General features: G+C 60.8%; 22 protein-coding genes. 21 read left to right on the forward strand and 1 reads right to left on the reverse strand.

Annotated features, from left to right (window positions below):
- Positions 1 to 403 precede the first annotated feature (403 nt).
- Complete coding sequence (adhE, locus tag AC1AX7_RS04030; RefSeq protein WP_476508809.1) at positions 404 to 3,136, forward strand: bifunctional acetaldehyde-CoA/alcohol dehydrogenase; 2,733 nt, start codon at positions 404 to 406, stop codon at positions 3,134 to 3,136.
- Between the two features lie 821 nt (positions 3,137 to 3,957).
- Here the strand turns inward: adhE and AC1AX7_RS04035 are convergent.
- Positions 3,958 to 4,749 (reverse strand): YwiC-like family protein, encoded by a 792-nt coding sequence (locus AC1AX7_RS04035; protein ID WP_476508810.1) that lies wholly within the window; start codon positions 4,747 to 4,749, stop codon positions 3,958 to 3,960.
- A 282-nt stretch (positions 4,750 to 5,031) separates the two neighbouring features.
- Here AC1AX7_RS04035 and rpsJ point away from each other — a divergent pair, with 282 nt between their 5' ends.
- From rpsJ to rpmD, 20 genes are all read left to right on the forward strand, one after another.
- Entirely contained in the window at positions 5,032 to 5,340 is a 309-nt protein-coding gene (rpsJ, locus tag AC1AX7_RS04040) for a 30S ribosomal protein S10 (protein ID WP_003827292.1), read from the forward strand.
- Between the two features lie 17 nt (positions 5,341 to 5,357).
- A complete protein-coding gene (rplC, locus tag AC1AX7_RS04045) occupies positions 5,358 to 6,008 on the forward strand; it encodes a 50S ribosomal protein L3 (protein WP_476508811.1) in 651 nt (216 codons plus the stop codon).
- Positions 6,009 to 6,014: 6 nt separating this feature from the next.
- Positions 6,015 to 6,677 carry a 50S ribosomal protein L4 gene (gene rplD, locus AC1AX7_RS04050; RefSeq protein WP_476508812.1) on the forward strand — a complete coding sequence of 221 codons (663 nt, stop codon included), beginning with the start codon at positions 6,015 to 6,017 and terminating at the stop codon, positions 6,675 to 6,677.
- Positions 6,678 to 6,682: 5 nt separating this feature from the next.
- Positions 6,683 to 6,979 carry a 50S ribosomal protein L23 gene (rplW, locus tag AC1AX7_RS04055; protein WP_476508813.1) on the forward strand — a complete coding sequence of 99 codons (297 nt, stop codon included), beginning with the start codon at positions 6,683 to 6,685 and terminating at the stop codon, positions 6,977 to 6,979.
- A 35-nt stretch (positions 6,980 to 7,014) separates the two neighbouring features.
- The gene (gene rplB / locus AC1AX7_RS04060; protein ID WP_476508814.1) at positions 7,015 to 7,845 is read left to right on the forward strand and encodes a 50S ribosomal protein L2; all 831 of its coding nucleotides are present in this window, start codon (positions 7,015 to 7,017) and stop codon (positions 7,843 to 7,845) included.
- A gap of 15 nt (positions 7,846 to 7,860) precedes the next feature.
- Positions 7,861 to 8,139, forward strand: coding sequence for a 30S ribosomal protein S19 (rpsS, locus tag AC1AX7_RS04065; protein WP_476508815.1), 279 nt, complete (start codon positions 7,861 to 7,863; stop codon positions 8,137 to 8,139).
- A 16-nt stretch (positions 8,140 to 8,155) separates the two neighbouring features.
- A complete protein-coding gene (gene rplV / locus AC1AX7_RS04070; RefSeq protein WP_476508816.1) occupies positions 8,156 to 8,515 on the forward strand; it encodes a 50S ribosomal protein L22 in 360 nt (119 codons plus the stop codon).
- A 2-nt stretch (positions 8,516 to 8,517) separates the two neighbouring features.
- A complete protein-coding gene (gene rpsC, locus AC1AX7_RS04075) occupies positions 8,518 to 9,324 on the forward strand; it encodes a 30S ribosomal protein S3 (RefSeq protein ID WP_476508817.1) in 807 nt (268 codons plus the stop codon).
- Positions 9,325 to 9,332: 8 nt separating this feature from the next.
- The gene (rplP, locus tag AC1AX7_RS04080; protein WP_476508818.1) at positions 9,333 to 9,752 is read left to right on the forward strand and encodes a 50S ribosomal protein L16; all 420 of its coding nucleotides are present in this window, start codon (positions 9,333 to 9,335) and stop codon (positions 9,750 to 9,752) included.
- Positions 9,752 to 10,009 carry a 50S ribosomal protein L29 gene (gene rpmC / locus AC1AX7_RS04085; protein ID WP_476508819.1) on the forward strand — a complete coding sequence of 86 codons (258 nt, stop codon included), beginning with the start codon at positions 9,752 to 9,754 and terminating at the stop codon, positions 10,007 to 10,009. Before rplP ends, rpmC begins: the two co-directional genes overlap by 1 nt.
- Positions 10,009 to 10,269 (forward strand): 30S ribosomal protein S17, encoded by a 261-nt coding sequence (gene rpsQ / locus AC1AX7_RS04090; RefSeq protein ID WP_476508820.1) that lies wholly within the window; start codon positions 10,009 to 10,011, stop codon positions 10,267 to 10,269. The genes rpmC and rpsQ overlap by 1 nt, the downstream gene beginning before the upstream one ends.
- Positions 10,270 to 10,360: 91 nt before the next feature.
- On the forward strand, positions 10,361 to 10,729 hold the full coding sequence (rplN, locus tag AC1AX7_RS04095) for a 50S ribosomal protein L14 (protein ID WP_476508821.1): 369 nt from the start codon (positions 10,361 to 10,363) through the stop codon (positions 10,727 to 10,729).
- Positions 10,730 to 10,731: 2 nt separating this feature from the next.
- A complete protein-coding gene (rplX, locus tag AC1AX7_RS04100) occupies positions 10,732 to 11,067 on the forward strand; it encodes a 50S ribosomal protein L24 (protein WP_476508822.1) in 336 nt (111 codons plus the stop codon).
- Complete coding sequence (gene rplE, locus AC1AX7_RS04105; protein WP_476508823.1) at positions 11,064 to 11,636, forward strand: 50S ribosomal protein L5; 573 nt, start codon at positions 11,064 to 11,066, stop codon at positions 11,634 to 11,636. The genes rplX and rplE overlap by 4 nt, the downstream gene beginning before the upstream one ends.
- 1 nt (position 11,637) lies before the next feature.
- A complete protein-coding gene (locus AC1AX7_RS04110; RefSeq protein ID WP_003808046.1) occupies positions 11,638 to 11,823 on the forward strand; it encodes a type Z 30S ribosomal protein S14 in 186 nt (61 codons plus the stop codon).
- 83 nt (positions 11,824 to 11,906) lie between these two features.
- On the forward strand, positions 11,907 to 12,305 hold the full coding sequence (rpsH, locus tag AC1AX7_RS04115) for a 30S ribosomal protein S8 (RefSeq protein ID WP_476508824.1): 399 nt from the start codon (positions 11,907 to 11,909) through the stop codon (positions 12,303 to 12,305).
- Between the two features lie 17 nt (positions 12,306 to 12,322).
- Positions 12,323 to 12,862 carry a 50S ribosomal protein L6 gene (rplF, locus tag AC1AX7_RS04120; protein WP_476508825.1) on the forward strand — a complete coding sequence of 180 codons (540 nt, stop codon included), beginning with the start codon at positions 12,323 to 12,325 and terminating at the stop codon, positions 12,860 to 12,862.
- Between the two features lies 1 nt (position 12,863).
- A complete protein-coding gene (rplR, locus tag AC1AX7_RS04125; RefSeq protein ID WP_476508826.1) occupies positions 12,864 to 13,235 on the forward strand; it encodes a 50S ribosomal protein L18 in 372 nt (123 codons plus the stop codon).
- Positions 13,232 to 13,957 (forward strand): 30S ribosomal protein S5, encoded by a 726-nt coding sequence (gene rpsE / locus AC1AX7_RS04130; protein WP_476508827.1) that lies wholly within the window; start codon positions 13,232 to 13,234, stop codon positions 13,955 to 13,957. Before rplR ends, rpsE begins: the two co-directional genes overlap by 4 nt.
- The gene (gene rpmD / locus AC1AX7_RS04135; protein WP_476508828.1) at positions 13,957 to 14,139 is read left to right on the forward strand and encodes a 50S ribosomal protein L30; all 183 of its coding nucleotides are present in this window, start codon (positions 13,957 to 13,959) and stop codon (positions 14,137 to 14,139) included. Before rpsE ends, rpmD begins: the two co-directional genes overlap by 1 nt.
- The last annotated feature ends 1 nt before the right edge of the window (position 14,140 follow it).

A 14,140-nucleotide genomic window follows, 5' to 3' on the forward strand; every position in this document is an offset into this window, starting at 1 on the left:
CCTTGCTGTGCTGTTGCGCCGCTTTGCGCATGACATTGTCGGATGTGTCGGAATACCTTTATTAAAGCACTTTTATATAAGTTGTCAAAAATTTTCACTTATATAAAAAGGGTTTATCTAAGTTCGTATTATGCTGTTTTCTTTTATGTGTGAACAACGCTTGAAAAGTGAACAAAAGGTGTCAGACCGAGGAAAAATCGATGATTTCAGACCAAAATTAACATAAATCACACTTAAAACAAACAAAATATAACATGAAACGCTGCAGAAAAGTACGTGATGCAAAAGATGGCGGATTTCGGTAGATTGTGATTCAGGTCACACGAAGTGTGCCATGGTCACCGCCAAAAGGCGTGACATGCGTTTGATGCTTTGCAAACCGCAAGATCGAGGAGGACTGCAAGTGGCAGAGGCAAAGAAGAACGTAGAGCCGGCAAAGCCGACCCCGGAAGAGAAGCTCGCCGCAGCCGAGGCCGAAGTCGACGCTCTCGTACAGAAGGGCCTGAAGGCTCTCAAGGAATTCGAAAAGCTGGATCAGAAGCAGGTCGACCACATCGTCGCCAAGGCTTCCATCGCAGCGCTGAACAAGCATCTGGTGCTCGCCAAGATGGCCGTCGACGAAACCGGCCGCGGCCTGGTCGAAGATAAGGCCACCAAGAACATCTTCGCCTGCGAGCATGTCACCAATTATCTGGCCGGACAGCGCACCGTCGGCATCATCCGCGAAGACGACGTGATGGGCATCGACGAAATCGCCGAACCGGTCGGCGTCGTCGCCGGCGTCACCCCGGTCACCAACCCGACCTCCACCGCGATCTTCAAGTCGCTGATCGCGCTGAAGACCCGCTGCCCGATCGTCTTCGGCTTCCACCCGTTCGCGCAGAAGTGCTCCGCCGAAGCGGCCCGCATCGTGCGCGACGCCGCCGTCGAGGCAGGCGCTCCGGCCGACTGCATCCAATGGATCGAGCATCCGAGCATCGAAGCCACCGGCGCTCTTATGAAGCACCCCGGCATCGCCACCATCCTGGCCACCGGCGGTCCGGGCATGGTCAAGGCCGCATACTCCTCCGGCAAGCCGGCCCTCGGCGTGGGCGCAGGCAACGCTCCGGCATACGTCGACAAGAACGTCGACATCGTGCGCGCCGCCAACGACCTGATCCTGTCGAAGCACTTCGACTACGGCATGATCTGCGCCACCGAGCAGGCCATCATCGCCCACAAGGACGTCTACGCGCCGCTGGTCGCCGAAATGAAGCGCCGCAAGGCCTACTTCGTCAACGATGAGGAAAAGGCGAAGCTGGAACAGTACATGTTCGGCTGCACCTCCTACTCCGGCGGCACCCCGAAGCTCAACTCCGTCGTTCCGGGCAAGTCCCCGCAGTTCATCGCCAAGGCCGCGGGCTTCGAAATCCCTGAAGACGCCACCATTCTGGCGGCCGAATGCAAGGAAGTCGGCGAGAACGAGCCGCTGACCATGGAGAAGCTCGCCCCGGTCCAGGCCGTGCTGAAGGCCAACGACAAGGAAAGCGCCTTCGAAATGTGCGAGCAGATGCTGGTGCACGGCGCCGGCCACACCGCCGCCATCCACACCAACGACCAGGATCTGGTCCGCGAATACGGCCTGCGCATGCACGCCTGCCGCATCATCTGGAACTCCCCGAGCTCCCTCGGCGGCGTGGGCGACATCTACAACGCCATCGCCCCGTCCCTCACCCTGGGCTGCGGCTCCTACGGCGGCAACTCCGTCTCCGGCAACGTTCAGGCCGTGAACCTCATCAACGTCAAGCGCATCGCTCGGAGGAACAACAACATGCAGTGGTTCAAGATCCCGGCCAAGACCTACTTCGAGCCGAACGCGGTCAAGTACCTGCGTGACATGTACGGCATCGAAAGGGCCGTCATCGTGTGCGACAAGGTCATGGAGCAGCTCGGCATCGTCGACAAGATCATCGACCAGCTGCGCGCCCGCGCCAACAACGTCACCTTCCGCATCATCGACTACGTCGAGCCGGAGCCGAGCGTCGAAACCGTCGAACGCGGCGCCGAAATGATGCGCGAGGAGTTCGAGCCGGACACCATCATCGCAGTCGGCGGCGGCTCCCCGATGGATGCGGCCAAGATCATGTGGCTGCTGTACGAGCACCCGGAAATCTCCTTCTCCGACGTGCGCGAGAAGTTCTTCGACATCCGCAAGCGCGCCTTCAAGATTCCGCCGCTGGGCAAGAAGGCCAAGCTCGTGTGCATCCCGACCTCGTCCGGCACCGGCTCCGAAGTCACGCCGTTCGCCGTGATCACCGATCACAAGACCGGCTACAAGTACCCGATCACCGATTACGCGCTGACCCCGTCCGTCGCCATCGTCGATCCGGTGTTGGCCCGCACCCAGCCGCGCCGCCTCGCCTGCGACGCCGGCTTCGATGCCCTGACCCACTCCTTCGAGGCGTACGTGTCCGTGTACGCCAACGACTTCACCGACGGCATGGCGCTGCACGCGGCGAAGCTGATCTGGGACAACCTGGCCGAGTCCGTCAATGCCGAACCGGGCGAAGAGAAGATCCACGCCCAGGAGAAGATGCACAACGCCGCCACCATGGCCGGCATGGCCTTCGGCTCCGCCTTCCTCGGCATGTGCCACGGCATGGCCCACACCATCGGCGCGCTGTGCCACGTCGCCCACGGCCGCACCAACTCCATCCTGCTGCCGTACGTGATCCGCTATAACGGTTCCATCCCGGAGGAACCGACCAGCTGGCCGAAGTACAACAAGTACATCGCTCCGGAACGTTACCAGGAGCTCGCCAAGAACCTCGGCGTCAATCCGGGCAAGACCCCGGAGGAAGCCGTCGAGAACCTGGCGAAGGCCGTCGAGGACTACCGCGACAACAAGCTCGGCATGAACAAGAGCTTCCAGGATTGCGGCGTGGATGAGGACTACTTCTGGTCCATCCTCGACCAGATCGGCATGCGCGCCTACGAAGACCAGTGCGCACCGGCCAACCCGCGTATCCCGCAGATCGAGGATATGAAGGACATCGCCATCGCCGCCTACTATGGCGTCTCTCAGGCCGAAGGCCATCGCCTGCGCGTCGAGCGTCAGGGCGAAGCCGCCACCGAAGAGGCTTCCGAGCGCGTCTGAGCGAATCTGACGGCAGACAATGTTGATCTGAATCAGCATAATCCGCGGTAAACAAAGGCCGTGCGAATTCCCATCAAGGGATCCGCACGGCCTTTGTCGTATCCCGCATCTGTGCGGCCTTGTCGTATCCCGCATCCGCCTGCGCCCGTCTGCATTTGGCTGTTTCCGCCTGTTCCCGCCCGTTTCTCTGTCTCTGCCTGCTTTTGGCTTTCTTCTGCCTGCTTCTGTCTACTTTTCCTGTATCCGTCTGCATTTGGCTGCTTCTGGGTTGCTTACGGTCGTTTCTGCCTGCTTTTCTGACTGTCTCTGTCTGCCTCTTCCCGTTTCCTCCTGTTTCTGGTTATGTTTCTTCTCCATATTCGTCATCCCACCTGTTTCGCGATGTTTTGCTGATGGCGACACGCCCCTGTGTTCTGTGTCGCGTTGCAAATGGCCGTTTTACGACGCGATACGGAGCATGGCGGCGTGTTGGCCTCCGCAAAACGCCGCCAAAGATGGTGATGGGTGGCGGTGCGGAGGTGGGTGATGGAGGGGGTGGTCGGTGTAGGGACAGTGTAAGGGGCGGCAGCGTAAGGGACGGGCGGTGTCAAAGGCTGTGGCGTGAGGGCGGCGGTGTCGGGGCGGCGAGTTTGTGTGGGAGGCTGTCCGGCGGTGTGTGGCGTGTTACGAGGCCGTCCGGCGATGCGCGGCGAGACTGGAGCGGTCGCACACGGTCCGTCCATATCGGGGCGTGCTTATCCTGGTATCAGCCAGCATTAGTCGAGCGTCAGCCCAGCATCAGCCCGGCTTCAGCCCAGCACCGGCCCGGCGGCGGCCCAGCGTCAACCCAGCGTCAGCCAAGGCGCGACGACGAAAACCGCAATGAAAACGGCAATGCTGGATACCATTTCGACCATGCCGGTGACCAGCGGTCGCACCGTATGGCGGTGTGCGATCAATGGCAGCGCAACCGCGCGGAGCAGCAGCCATGTCGTCACCGCAATCCACAGCCAGGCGATAGGCGTATATAATGCCGTGATCGCGCAGGCAATCAGCAGCAAAACGGCATGCCACGCGACGGATGCATATATGAAGGCACGTTTGCCGCGTTCCCGGATCATCGTTTTGACGAACAGCACCGATCCGAATTGCGTCAGGGCGAAGGCAGGCGCGGCCGCCCACACGGAAGGCGCGATCACTGCGGCCATCAGGGAGGATGCCAGTACCGCGGCGGCGTTCGCCCATAAGGACCGTTCCTCGCGGCGCCATGCGGCGAAGAACGATACTGCGGCGAGCGCAATATACGCGGGCGCCCAATACAGGATGTTCGGATAGGCGATGACATACGGGACGCCGACGGCGGCGAGCAGCACGGCATATACGATGACGGGGGAGAGGTATCGGCGGGCGAAACGCGACGAAATCCAACGCGACCCCGTGAATTGCACGCAGTAGCACAGCGCCCACGCCATAAGCAGCCAAATCGATCGCGCTGAAAAATCGAAAACGACTGCGGCAAGGGCGGGCAGCAATGCCATCACCCAGGCTCCGGGCTGTGGGGGAATCCAGTTTCTGGCGGAAATTCGATGATGTGCCATGAATTCACGATATATGAATTTCGCTTGATATTCCATGGTTTTTACGTGACCCTGATTGCGACACGCCCGAACTTCGTAAGACCACCCCTGATGCTTTAATAAACAAGTTGCCTGATTCTAGGGCTCGCAAATTGGAAGTAAAAAAGCGAGCGTGGCATGTGCTTCGCGTGAGCGAATGAGACATGGCCGCGCACTGATGTGGTGTGACCACGAGTATGCCTCTGAAGGGGTGCGTCTCGTTGGGTCACCTCCGCCGGTGCCCTTTGATGAAGCAGGCTGGTAAACAGTAAATCGAATCGCTAGAAAGGGCGGAAGGCAATGGCGGGACAGAAAATCCGCATCAGGCTTAAGTCCTATGACCATGAGGTCATCGACCAATCGGCGAAGAAGATCGTCGAAACGGTGACGAACGCGGGTGCAACTGTGGTTGGCCCGGTTCCGCTCCCGACGGAGAAGAACGTCTTCTGTGTTATCCGTTCTCCTCATAAGTACAAGGATTCTCGCGAGCACTTCGAGATGCGCACCCACAAGCGCCTCATCGACATCGTGGACCCGACCCCGAAGGCCGTGGACTCCCTGATGCACATTGATCTGCCCGCAGATGTCAACATCGAGATCAAGCTGTAAGGGAGGAGGGAACCGCAATGTCGCAGAATGCAAATCGCACCGCACTGCTGGGCAAGAAGCTCGGCATGTCGCAGGTTTGGGACGAGAACGGCTTCTTCGTGCCCGTCACTCTCGTTGAGGTGTCCACCAACGTGATCACCGCCGTCAAGACCGAAGAGACCGATGGCTACAAGGCCATCCAGCTCGGCTACGGCATGGTCGATCCGACCAAGGTCACCAAGCCGCTCGCTGGCCACTTCGCCAAGGCCGGTGTCACCCCTCGTCGTCACCTCGCCGAGGTCCGCACCGACAACGCCGAAGAGTACACTCCGGGCCAGGAACTGACCGCTGAACTCTTCCCGGAAGGCGCCTTGGTCGACGTGACCGGCACCACCAAGGGTAAGGGCTTTGCCGGCACCATCAAGCGCTGGGGCTTCAAGTCCTATCGTCGTTCTCATGGTTCTCACAAGAACGAACGTCGTCCGGGTTCTGTCGGCGCATGCGCCACCCCGAGCCGTATTCTCAAGGGCAAGCGCATGGCTGGTCGCATGGGCCACGTCACCAACACCGCTCTGAACCTCGCCATCGTCTCGTCGGATGTCGAGAACGGCATTCTCGCCATCAAGGGCGCCATTCCGGGCCCGAAGGGTGGCATCGTTCTCGTTCGTTCGGCAGTGAAGGGAGCCTGATAAATCATGGCAAACGTTACTCTGAACGTCACCGACGCCAAGGGCCAGGCTGCGGGCTCCGTTGAAGCCCCCGCCGAAATCTTCGGCTTCTCCGCCGAAGAAGTTCAGGCTCATGTCCCGCTGATCCACCAGGTCGTCGTGGCTCAGCTCGCCGCTGCTCGCGCCGGCACCCACGCCACCAAGACCCGTGGCATGGTTTCCGGTGGCGGCAAGAAGCCATGGAAGCAGAAGGGCACCGGTCGTGCTCGCCAGGGCTCCATCCGCGCTCCGCAGTGGTACCACGGTGGTGTCGTGCACGGCCCGCAGCCGCGTGACTACACCCAGCGCACCCCGAAGAAGATGAAGGCCGCCGCTCTGAAGTACGTGCTGTCTGACCGCTTCAACAACGGCCGCGTCGCCGTCGTGGACTTCGGCATCACCGAACCGTCCACCAAGGCCGCCGTCGCCGCGCTGAACCCGATCACCGCTGACAAGTTCACCACCGTCGTGCTTTCCCGCGACAACGTGAACGAATGGTTGTCCGTTCGCAACATCCCGACCGTTCACGTGCTGTTCGCCGATCAGCTGAACACCTACGATGTGGTCACCGCTCAGTATGTCGTCTTCTCCAAGGAAGGCTTCGAAGCTTTCCTCGAGGCGAAGGCCGAGCGCACGGCTAAGGAGGCCTGATTTTAATGGTCGCTATTCATAAGCCCGCATACGACGTTATCCTCAAGCCGGTTGTCTCCGAAAAGAGCTACGCCCTGTCCGATCGCGGCCAGTACACCTTCGTGGTGGCCCCGAACGCCAACAAGGTGCAGATCAAGCAGGCAATCGAAGAGATCTTCAAGGTCAAGGTGACGAGCGTCAACACTCTCAACCGCCCGGGCAAGCGCGTGCGCACCCGCACCGGTTACGGCCAGCGCGTGAACCAGAAGCGCGCCATCGTGACCGTGGCTGAGGGCCAGACGATTGACATCTTCGGTAACTGAAGGTTAGCCGAGAAAAGTTAAAGGAAGACTAGATTATGGCTATCCGCGTTTATAAGCCGACGACTGCAGGCCGCCGTAACGCGTCCGTTTCGGATTTCTCCGATCTGACGCGCTCCACGCCTGAAAAGTCGCTGGTTCGCAAGCTCAGCAAGACTGGCGGCCGCAACTCTTACGGCCGCATGACCTCCCGCCATCGCGGCGGCGGTCACAAGCGCCAGTACCGTCTCATCGACTTCAAGCGTTGGGATAAGGACGGCGTGCCGGCAACGGTCGCTCACATCGAGTACGACCCGAACCGTTCCGCTCGCATCGCACTGCTGCACTACGCCGATGGTGAGAAGCGTTACATCATCGCTCCGGAAGGCGTCAAGCAGGGCGACAAGATCGAAACCGGCGCCCAGGCCGATATCAAGCCGGGCAACAACCTGCCGCTGAAGAACATCCCGACCGGTACCGTGGTGCACGCCATCGAGCTGCGCCCGCTGGGCGGCGCCAAGATCGCCCGCTCCGCCGGTGCCGCCGTTCAGCTGGTGGCAAAGGACGGCGCCTACGCCCAGCTGCGTATGCCGTCCGGCGAAATCCGCAACGTGGACGCCCGCTGCCGCGCCACCGTCGGTGAGGTCGGCAACTCCGACCACGCCAACATCCAGCTCGGTAAGGCCGGTCGTGCACGTTGGATGGGCAAGCGCCCGATCACCCGTGGTGAATCCATGAACCCTGTCGATCACCCGCACGGCGGTCGTACCCGCGGCGGCAAGCCGCCGGTCTCTCCGTGGGGCAAGGGCGAGGTTCGTACCCGCCGTCCGAAGAAGGCTTCGAACAAGATGATTGTTCGTCGTCGTCCGAATGGTAAGAACCGTAAGTAAGGGAGTGTCGAGCAGATGACTCGTAGCATCAAGAAGGGCCCCTTCGTCGACGCCCACCTGCAGAAGAAAGTCGACGAGCAGAACGAGAAGGGCACGCACGACGTCATTAAGACGTGGTCCCGCCGTTCGATGATCACCCCGGATTTCATCGGACACACCTTCGCCGTTCACGATGGTCGCAAGCATGTGCCGGTGTTCGTCACCGAATCCATGGTTGGACACAAGCTCGGTGAGTTCGCCCCCACGAAGACCTTCAAGGGTCACGTGAAGGACGACAAGAAGGCACGCCGCTAAAGGAGAGTAAGGACACATGGAAGCTAAAGCAATCGCTCGTCACGTCCGCGTGACGCCGCGCAAGGCTCGCCGTATGGTCGACCTCATCCGAGGCAAGAAGGCAGCCGACGCTATCACCATCCTCAAGTTCGCTCCGCAGGATGCGTCCGTTCCGGTTCTCAAGGTTCTTGAGAGCGCCATTGCGAACGCCCGCGTGAAGGCCGACAAGGCCGGCGAACCGTTCCGCGAGAACGACCTGGTCATCAAGGAGACCTATGTGGACGAAGGCGTGACGCTCAAGCGTTTCCGCGCTCGTGCACAGGGCCGCGCAGCTCGTATCAACAAGCGTACGAGCCACATCACGGTCGTGGTCGCTAGCAAGGAAGGAGCCCGCTAAAGATGGGTCAGAAGATTAATCCCTTTGGCTATCGCCTGGGCATCACTGAGAACCATCGTTCCAAGTGGTTCTCCGATTCCAACAAGGCTGGCGAACGCTACCGCGACTTCGTCCTCGAAGACGATGCGATCCGCAAGGCCATGAGCAAGGACCTCGAACGTGCAGGCGTGTCCCGCATCGTCATCGAGCGCACCCGTGACCGCGTGCGTGTGGATATCCACACCGCTCGCCCGGGCATCGTGATCGGCCGCCGCGGCGCCGAAGCTGAGCGCGTCCGCGCCAAGCTCGAGAAGCTCACCGGCAAGCAGGTCCAGCTCAACATCTTCGAAGTGAAGAACGCCGCACTGGACGCCCAGCTCGTCGCCCAGGGCATCGCCGAGCAGCTGACGAACCGCGTGACCTTCCGTCGTGCGATGCGTAAGGCTCAGCAGGATGCCATGCGCGCCGGCGCCAAGGGTATCCGCATCAAGCTCTCCGGCCGTCTTGGCGGCGCGGAAATGAGCCGTTCCGAGTTCTACCGCGAGGGTCGCGTTCCGCTGCAGACCCTGCGCGCCCTGATCGATTACGGCTTCTTCGAGGCCAAGACCACCTACGGCCGTATCGGCGTCAAGGTGTGGATCTACAAGGGCGATATGACCGAACGTGAGTTCGAAGAGCAGCAGGCACAGCAGGGCAACAACCGCCAGGGCCGTCGCGGCGATCGTCGTCCGCGTCGTGGCCAGCGCAACGCCCAGCAGCAGAACGCCGCAACCGAGGCCGCTCAGGCTCCGGCCGCTGAGGCTCCTGCCGCAACGGAAACGAAGGAGTGAGCTGAACAATGCTTATCCCAAAGAGAACTAAGTATCGTAAGCAGCACCGTCCGGTTCGCAGTGGCATGTCCAAGGGCGGCAACGAGATCGCTTTCGGCGATTTCGGCATCCAGGCTCTCGCCCCGGCTTACGTGACCAACCGCCAGATCGAGGCAGCTCGTATCGCCATGACCCGTTACATCAAGCGTGGCGGTCGTGTGTGGATCACGATCTTCCCGGATCGTCCGCTGACCAAGAAGCCGCTCGGCACCCGAATGGGTTCCGGCAAGGGCGCTCCGGAATTCTGGATCGCCAACGTCCACCCCGGCCGCGTGATGTTCGAAATCAGCGGTGTGTCCGAGGACGTCGCTCGCGAGGCCCTGCGCCGCGCAATCGACAAGCTCCCCATGAAGTGCCGTGTTATTGCTCGTGAAGGCGGTGACATCTGATGCCAGTCGGATCTGCAGAATACACCATGAAGAATCTGAACGAGAAGACCAACGCTGAGATCGAAGGCTTCCTGAAGAAGTCCAAGGAAGAGCTGTTCAACCTGCGCTTCCAGGCAGCGACCGGTCAGCTCGAAAACACCGCCCGCCTCAAGGCGGTCAAGCACGACATCGCCAGGATGTACACCGTCCTGCGCGAGCGTGAGCTCGGCATCAGCCAGGCCCCCGAGGCGACCGAAACGAAAGCTGAGGAGAAGTAATGGCTGAAGAGCGTAACTTCCGCAAGGTTCGTCGCGGTTACGTCGTGTCCGACAAGATGGACAAGACGATTTCCGTCGAGCTCGAGCAGCGTTCGACCCACCCGCTGTACGGCAAGGTCGTTCGTTCCACCCGCACGGTCAAGGTCCATGATGAACACAACGAGGCACGAATTGGCGACCTCGTGAGTATTATGGAGACTCGGCCCTTGAGCAAGACCAAGCGTTGGCGTCTCGATAGCATCATCGAGCGCGCCAAGTAAACAAGTTCGGCAAGGCTCCGCGAGTAACCCCGTCCGCTCGAAACGGGTGGACGGGGTGCTTGGGGAGAACCAGCTCGGCTAAGGAGAATCAATGATTCAGCAGGAAACGCGGCTTCATGTCGCCGACAACACGGGTGCTAAGGAAATCCTTGCCATCCGAGTGCTCGGTGGATCGAAGCGACGCTATGCCGGCATCGGCGACATCATCGTCGCCTCCGTCAAGGATGCAATCCCTGGCGGGTCGGTCAAGAAGGGCGACGTGGTCAAGGCCGTCGTCGTCCGCACCGTTAAGGAACACCGTCGTGCTGACGGCTCCTACATCAAGTTCGACGAGAACGCTGCCGTGATCCTCGGCTCTGGCCGTGATCCGAAGGGCACTCGTATCTTCGGACCGGTTGGTCGTGAACTGCGCGACAAGCGCTTCATGAAGATCGTGTCCCTCGCCCCGGAGGTGATCTGAGTATGGTAGCCAAGATCAAGAGCGGCGACCTGGTCAAGGTCATCCGCGGCAAGGACCGCGGTAAGGAAGGCACCGTTGTCCGTGTGCTGCCGAACGATCGACTGATCGTCGAAGGTGTCCAGATTGTTAAGAAGCACGTGCGCGCCACCCAGCAGGGCGAGCAGGCCGGCATCGTCGCCACCGAGGCTCCGATCCATCGCTCCAATGTGATGCTGATCGACCCGGAGACCAAGCAGCCGACCCGCGTGGGCGTGATCGTGAAGCAGGAAGTTCGCGACGGCAAGGTGAAGACCGTGCGCGTGCGCGTTGCCAAGAAGTCCGGAAAGGAGCTGGCATGACCGATACCACTATCGAAGCGCCGGCAACTCCGCGCTTGAAGACGAAGTACAACGAGCAGATCGTGCCGGAACTGGAGAAGGAATTCAACTACTCCAACCCGATGCAGGTCGCTCGCATCCAGAAGGTCGTCGTTTCCATGGGCGTCGGCGCCGCGGCTCGCGACTCCAAGCTCATCGAAGGCGCAGTCAAGGACCTCACCCTGATCACCGGCCAGAAGCCGAAGATCACCAAGGCCAAGAAGTCCGTCGCGCAGTTCCACCTGCGTGAGGGCCAGGCCATCGGCGCATACGTCACCCTGCGCGGCGACCGTATGTGGGAGTTCCTGGATCGTCTGCTGACCCTGGCTCTGCCGCGTATCCGCGATTTCCGCGGCATCAACGGCGACCAGTTCGACGGCCAGGGCAATTACAACTTTGGTCTCACCGAGCAGTCCATGTTCCACGAGATCGATCCGGATTCGATCGATCACCAGCGCGGTATGGACATCACTGTGGTGACCAGCACCAAGGACGACAAGGAAGCCAGCGTGCTGCTGAAGCACCTCGGTTTCCCCTTCAAGGAGAACTGATATGGCAAAAACTGCTCTTAAGAACAAGGCAGCCGCTAAGCCGAAGTTCAAGGTGCGTGCCTACACGCGCTGCCAGGTGTGCGGTCGTCCCCACTCCGTCTACCGCAAGTTCGGCCTGTGCCGCATCTGCCTTCGTGAGAAGGCCCACCGCGGCGAGCTGCCCGGCGTTACGAAGTCCAGTTGGTAAATATCGACGCTGAAGGTCCGCGGCCCAAGCACCCATTGGTGTGAGGGCGGCGGAAACCACGGCGAGAAAGGGCGTTAGCCCAAATGACAATGACAGATCCGATCGCAGACATGCTTACGCGTCTGCGTAATGCGAGCGCGGCGAAGCACGAAACCGTGGATATGCCGTACTCCAAGTTCAAGGCGAACATCGCTGAGATCCTGAAGCGTGAAGGCTACATCAAGGACTTCACCGCCAAGGAAGCCAAGGTCGGCCAGACTCTCGAGGTCACCCTCAAGTATGGTCCGAACGGCGAGCGTTCCATCCAGGGCATCAAGCGCATCTCCAAGCCGGGCCTGCGTCGTTACGCAAAGTCCGATGCTCTGCCGATGCCGCTCGGTGGCCTCGGTATCGCCATTATCTCGACGAGCTCGGGATTGTTGACCCAGAAGGAATGCCTCGACCGAGGCATTGGCGGCGAAATCGTCGCTTACGTGTGGTGAGAAAGGAGAGCTGAAACATGGCATCGCATATTGGTAAGCTCCCCGTCACCATTCCGGCTGGCGTGGAAGTCACTATCGACGGTCAGAACTTCTCTGCCAAGGGCCCGAAGGGTACCGATTCCTATGTCCTCCCGCAGGGCATCACCGCCTCTGTCGAAGGCAATGAAATCATCCTCACCCCGGCCGACGATCTGCGTCCGACCCGTGCCATGCACGGTCTGAGCCGTTCCCTCGTCGCCGGCATCGTCAAGGGTGTGCACGAAGGCTATGCCAAGACCCTGGAAATCGTCGGCACCGGTTACCGCGCCGCGATGAAGGGCAAGGGCATCGAGTTCTCCCTCGGCTACTCCCACACCATCACCGTGGAACCGCCGGAAGGCATCGAGTTCGAAGTTCCGAACCCGAACCAGGTGATCGTCAAGGGCATCGACAAGCAGGCTGTCGGCCAGGCTGCTGCGAACATCCGCATGCTGCGTGCTCCGGAACCGTACAAGGGCAAGGGCATCAAGTATTCGGACGAACGCATCCTGCGCAAGGCTGGAAAGGCTGGTAAGTAGTATGAGCGTCAAGATTTTCGGTAAGGGCAAGAAGGTTGCTCTCAAGCGCCGCCACGCTCGTATTCGCAAGCGTATCTCCGGCACCCCGGAAATGCCGCGTCTGGTGGTCACCCGTTCCAACCGTCACATGGTTGCCCAGGTCATCGACGATACCAAGGGCGTCACTCTGGTGAGCGAATCCACTCTGATGAGCGATTTCGCCGATTTCCAGGGCACCAAGGTCGAAGCCGCGAAGAAGGTCGGCGAGCTGGTCGCCAAGAAGGCTCTCGAAGCCGGCATCACCGCTGTCGTGTTCGACCGCGGCGGCAACAAGTACCATGGTCGCGTTGCAGCTGTGGCTGAAGGCGCCCGCGAGGGAGGTCTGGCACTGTGAGCGACATCGAGAAGGAAACCCCAGTGGCTGAAGAAACTCAGAACACTCAGGCACCTGCTGAGGCCGCCAACGACGAGCGCAAGTCCCGTCGCGGCCAGCGCGGTGAAGGCCGTCGTGGCGAGCGTCGCAACCGTCGTGAGGAAAATCACGAGAACGAGCTGCTCGACCGCGTGGTGACCATCAACCGTGTGTCCAAGACCCACAAGGGTGGCCGTACGTTCAGCTTCGCCGCTCTCGTTGTGGTGGGCGACGGCAACGGCACCGTGGGTGTCGGCTACGGCAAGTCCCGTGAAGTCCCGGCCGCAATCGCCAAGGGCCAGCTGGATGCCAAGAAGCACATGTTCAACGTCCCGCGCGTGCGTGGCACCGTCACCCATCCGGTGATCGGCCATGACGCCGCCGGCACCGTTCTCCTGCGCCCGGCCGCTCCGGGTACCGGCGTTATCGCCGGCGGCGCGGTCCGCGCCGTCATGGAGTGCGCCGGCATCACCGACGTGCTGACGAAGTCCATGGGCTCCGCCACCGCCGTCAACGTGGTGCGCGCGACCGTCGACGCTCTCAAGCAGCTTGAAGAGCCGGAGGAAATCGCCGCCCGTCGTGGACTCTCCCTTGAGGAAGTGGCTCCGGATGCGCTGCTGCGCGCCCGCGCCGCCGGCATCGCCGAGGCCCGCAAGGCTCGTGAAGAAGCCCAGGCCAAGGCCGCTCAGAAGGATGGTGAGTGATGGCTAAGCTGAAGATTACCCTGCACCACGGTTTGGTGAACTCCACCCCGAAGCAGCGTGCAAATGCTAAGACCCTGGGTCTTAACAAGATCGGTAAGACCGTTGTGCGCGAGGACATCCCGGCCGTTCGCGGTTCGGTGAACGTCCTGCGTCACCTGGTCACCGTTGAGGAGGCAGACTGAT

The organism is Bifidobacterium sp. LH_449, assembly GCF_056356755.1.

What these genes read in the sequence shown, in the direction of transcription:
- rpmD (WP_476508828.1), top strand. Translation starts at nt 13,957, where the DNA reads ATGGCTAAGCTGAAGATTACCCTGCACCACGGTTTGGTGAACTCCACC.
- AC1AX7_RS04035 (WP_476508810.1), bottom strand. Translation starts at nt 4,749, where the DNA reads ATGGAATATCAAGCGAAATTCATATATCGTGAATTCATGGCACATCAT.
- rpsS (WP_476508815.1), top strand. Translation starts at nt 7,861, where the DNA reads ATGACTCGTAGCATCAAGAAGGGCCCCTTCGTCGACGCCCACCTGCAG.
- rpmC (WP_476508819.1), top strand. Translation starts at nt 9,752, where the DNA reads ATGCCAGTCGGATCTGCAGAATACACCATGAAGAATCTGAACGAGAAG.
- rpsJ (WP_003827292.1), top strand. Translation starts at nt 5,032, where the DNA reads ATGGCGGGACAGAAAATCCGCATCAGGCTTAAGTCCTATGACCATGAG.
- rplN (WP_476508821.1), top strand. Translation starts at nt 10,361, where the DNA reads ATGATTCAGCAGGAAACGCGGCTTCATGTCGCCGACAACACGGGTGCT.
- rplW (WP_476508813.1), top strand. Translation starts at nt 6,683, where the DNA reads ATGGTCGCTATTCATAAGCCCGCATACGACGTTATCCTCAAGCCGGTT.
- rplR (WP_476508826.1), top strand. Translation starts at nt 12,864, where the DNA reads ATGAGCGTCAAGATTTTCGGTAAGGGCAAGAAGGTTGCTCTCAAGCGC.
- rpsQ (WP_476508820.1), top strand. Translation starts at nt 10,009, where the DNA reads ATGGCTGAAGAGCGTAACTTCCGCAAGGTTCGTCGCGGTTACGTCGTG.
- rplD (WP_476508812.1), top strand. Translation starts at nt 6,015, where the DNA reads ATGGCAAACGTTACTCTGAACGTCACCGACGCCAAGGGCCAGGCTGCG.
- rplF (WP_476508825.1), top strand. Translation starts at nt 12,323, where the DNA reads ATGGCATCGCATATTGGTAAGCTCCCCGTCACCATTCCGGCTGGCGTG.
- rplX (WP_476508822.1), top strand. Translation starts at nt 10,732, where the DNA reads ATGGTAGCCAAGATCAAGAGCGGCGACCTGGTCAAGGTCATCCGCGGC.
- rplV (WP_476508816.1), top strand. Translation starts at nt 8,156, where the DNA reads ATGGAAGCTAAAGCAATCGCTCGTCACGTCCGCGTGACGCCGCGCAAG.
- rplC (WP_476508811.1), top strand. Translation starts at nt 5,358, where the DNA reads ATGTCGCAGAATGCAAATCGCACCGCACTGCTGGGCAAGAAGCTCGGC.
- rplB (WP_476508814.1), top strand. Translation starts at nt 7,015, where the DNA reads ATGGCTATCCGCGTTTATAAGCCGACGACTGCAGGCCGCCGTAACGCG.
- rplE (WP_476508823.1), top strand. Translation starts at nt 11,064, where the DNA reads ATGACCGATACCACTATCGAAGCGCCGGCAACTCCGCGCTTGAAGACG.
- AC1AX7_RS04110 (WP_003808046.1), top strand. Translation starts at nt 11,638, where the DNA reads ATGGCAAAAACTGCTCTTAAGAACAAGGCAGCCGCTAAGCCGAAGTTC.
- rplP (WP_476508818.1), top strand. Translation starts at nt 9,333, where the DNA reads ATGCTTATCCCAAAGAGAACTAAGTATCGTAAGCAGCACCGTCCGGTT.
- rpsH (WP_476508824.1), top strand. Translation starts at nt 11,907, where the DNA reads ATGACAATGACAGATCCGATCGCAGACATGCTTACGCGTCTGCGTAAT.
- rpsC (WP_476508817.1), top strand. Translation starts at nt 8,518, where the DNA reads ATGGGTCAGAAGATTAATCCCTTTGGCTATCGCCTGGGCATCACTGAG.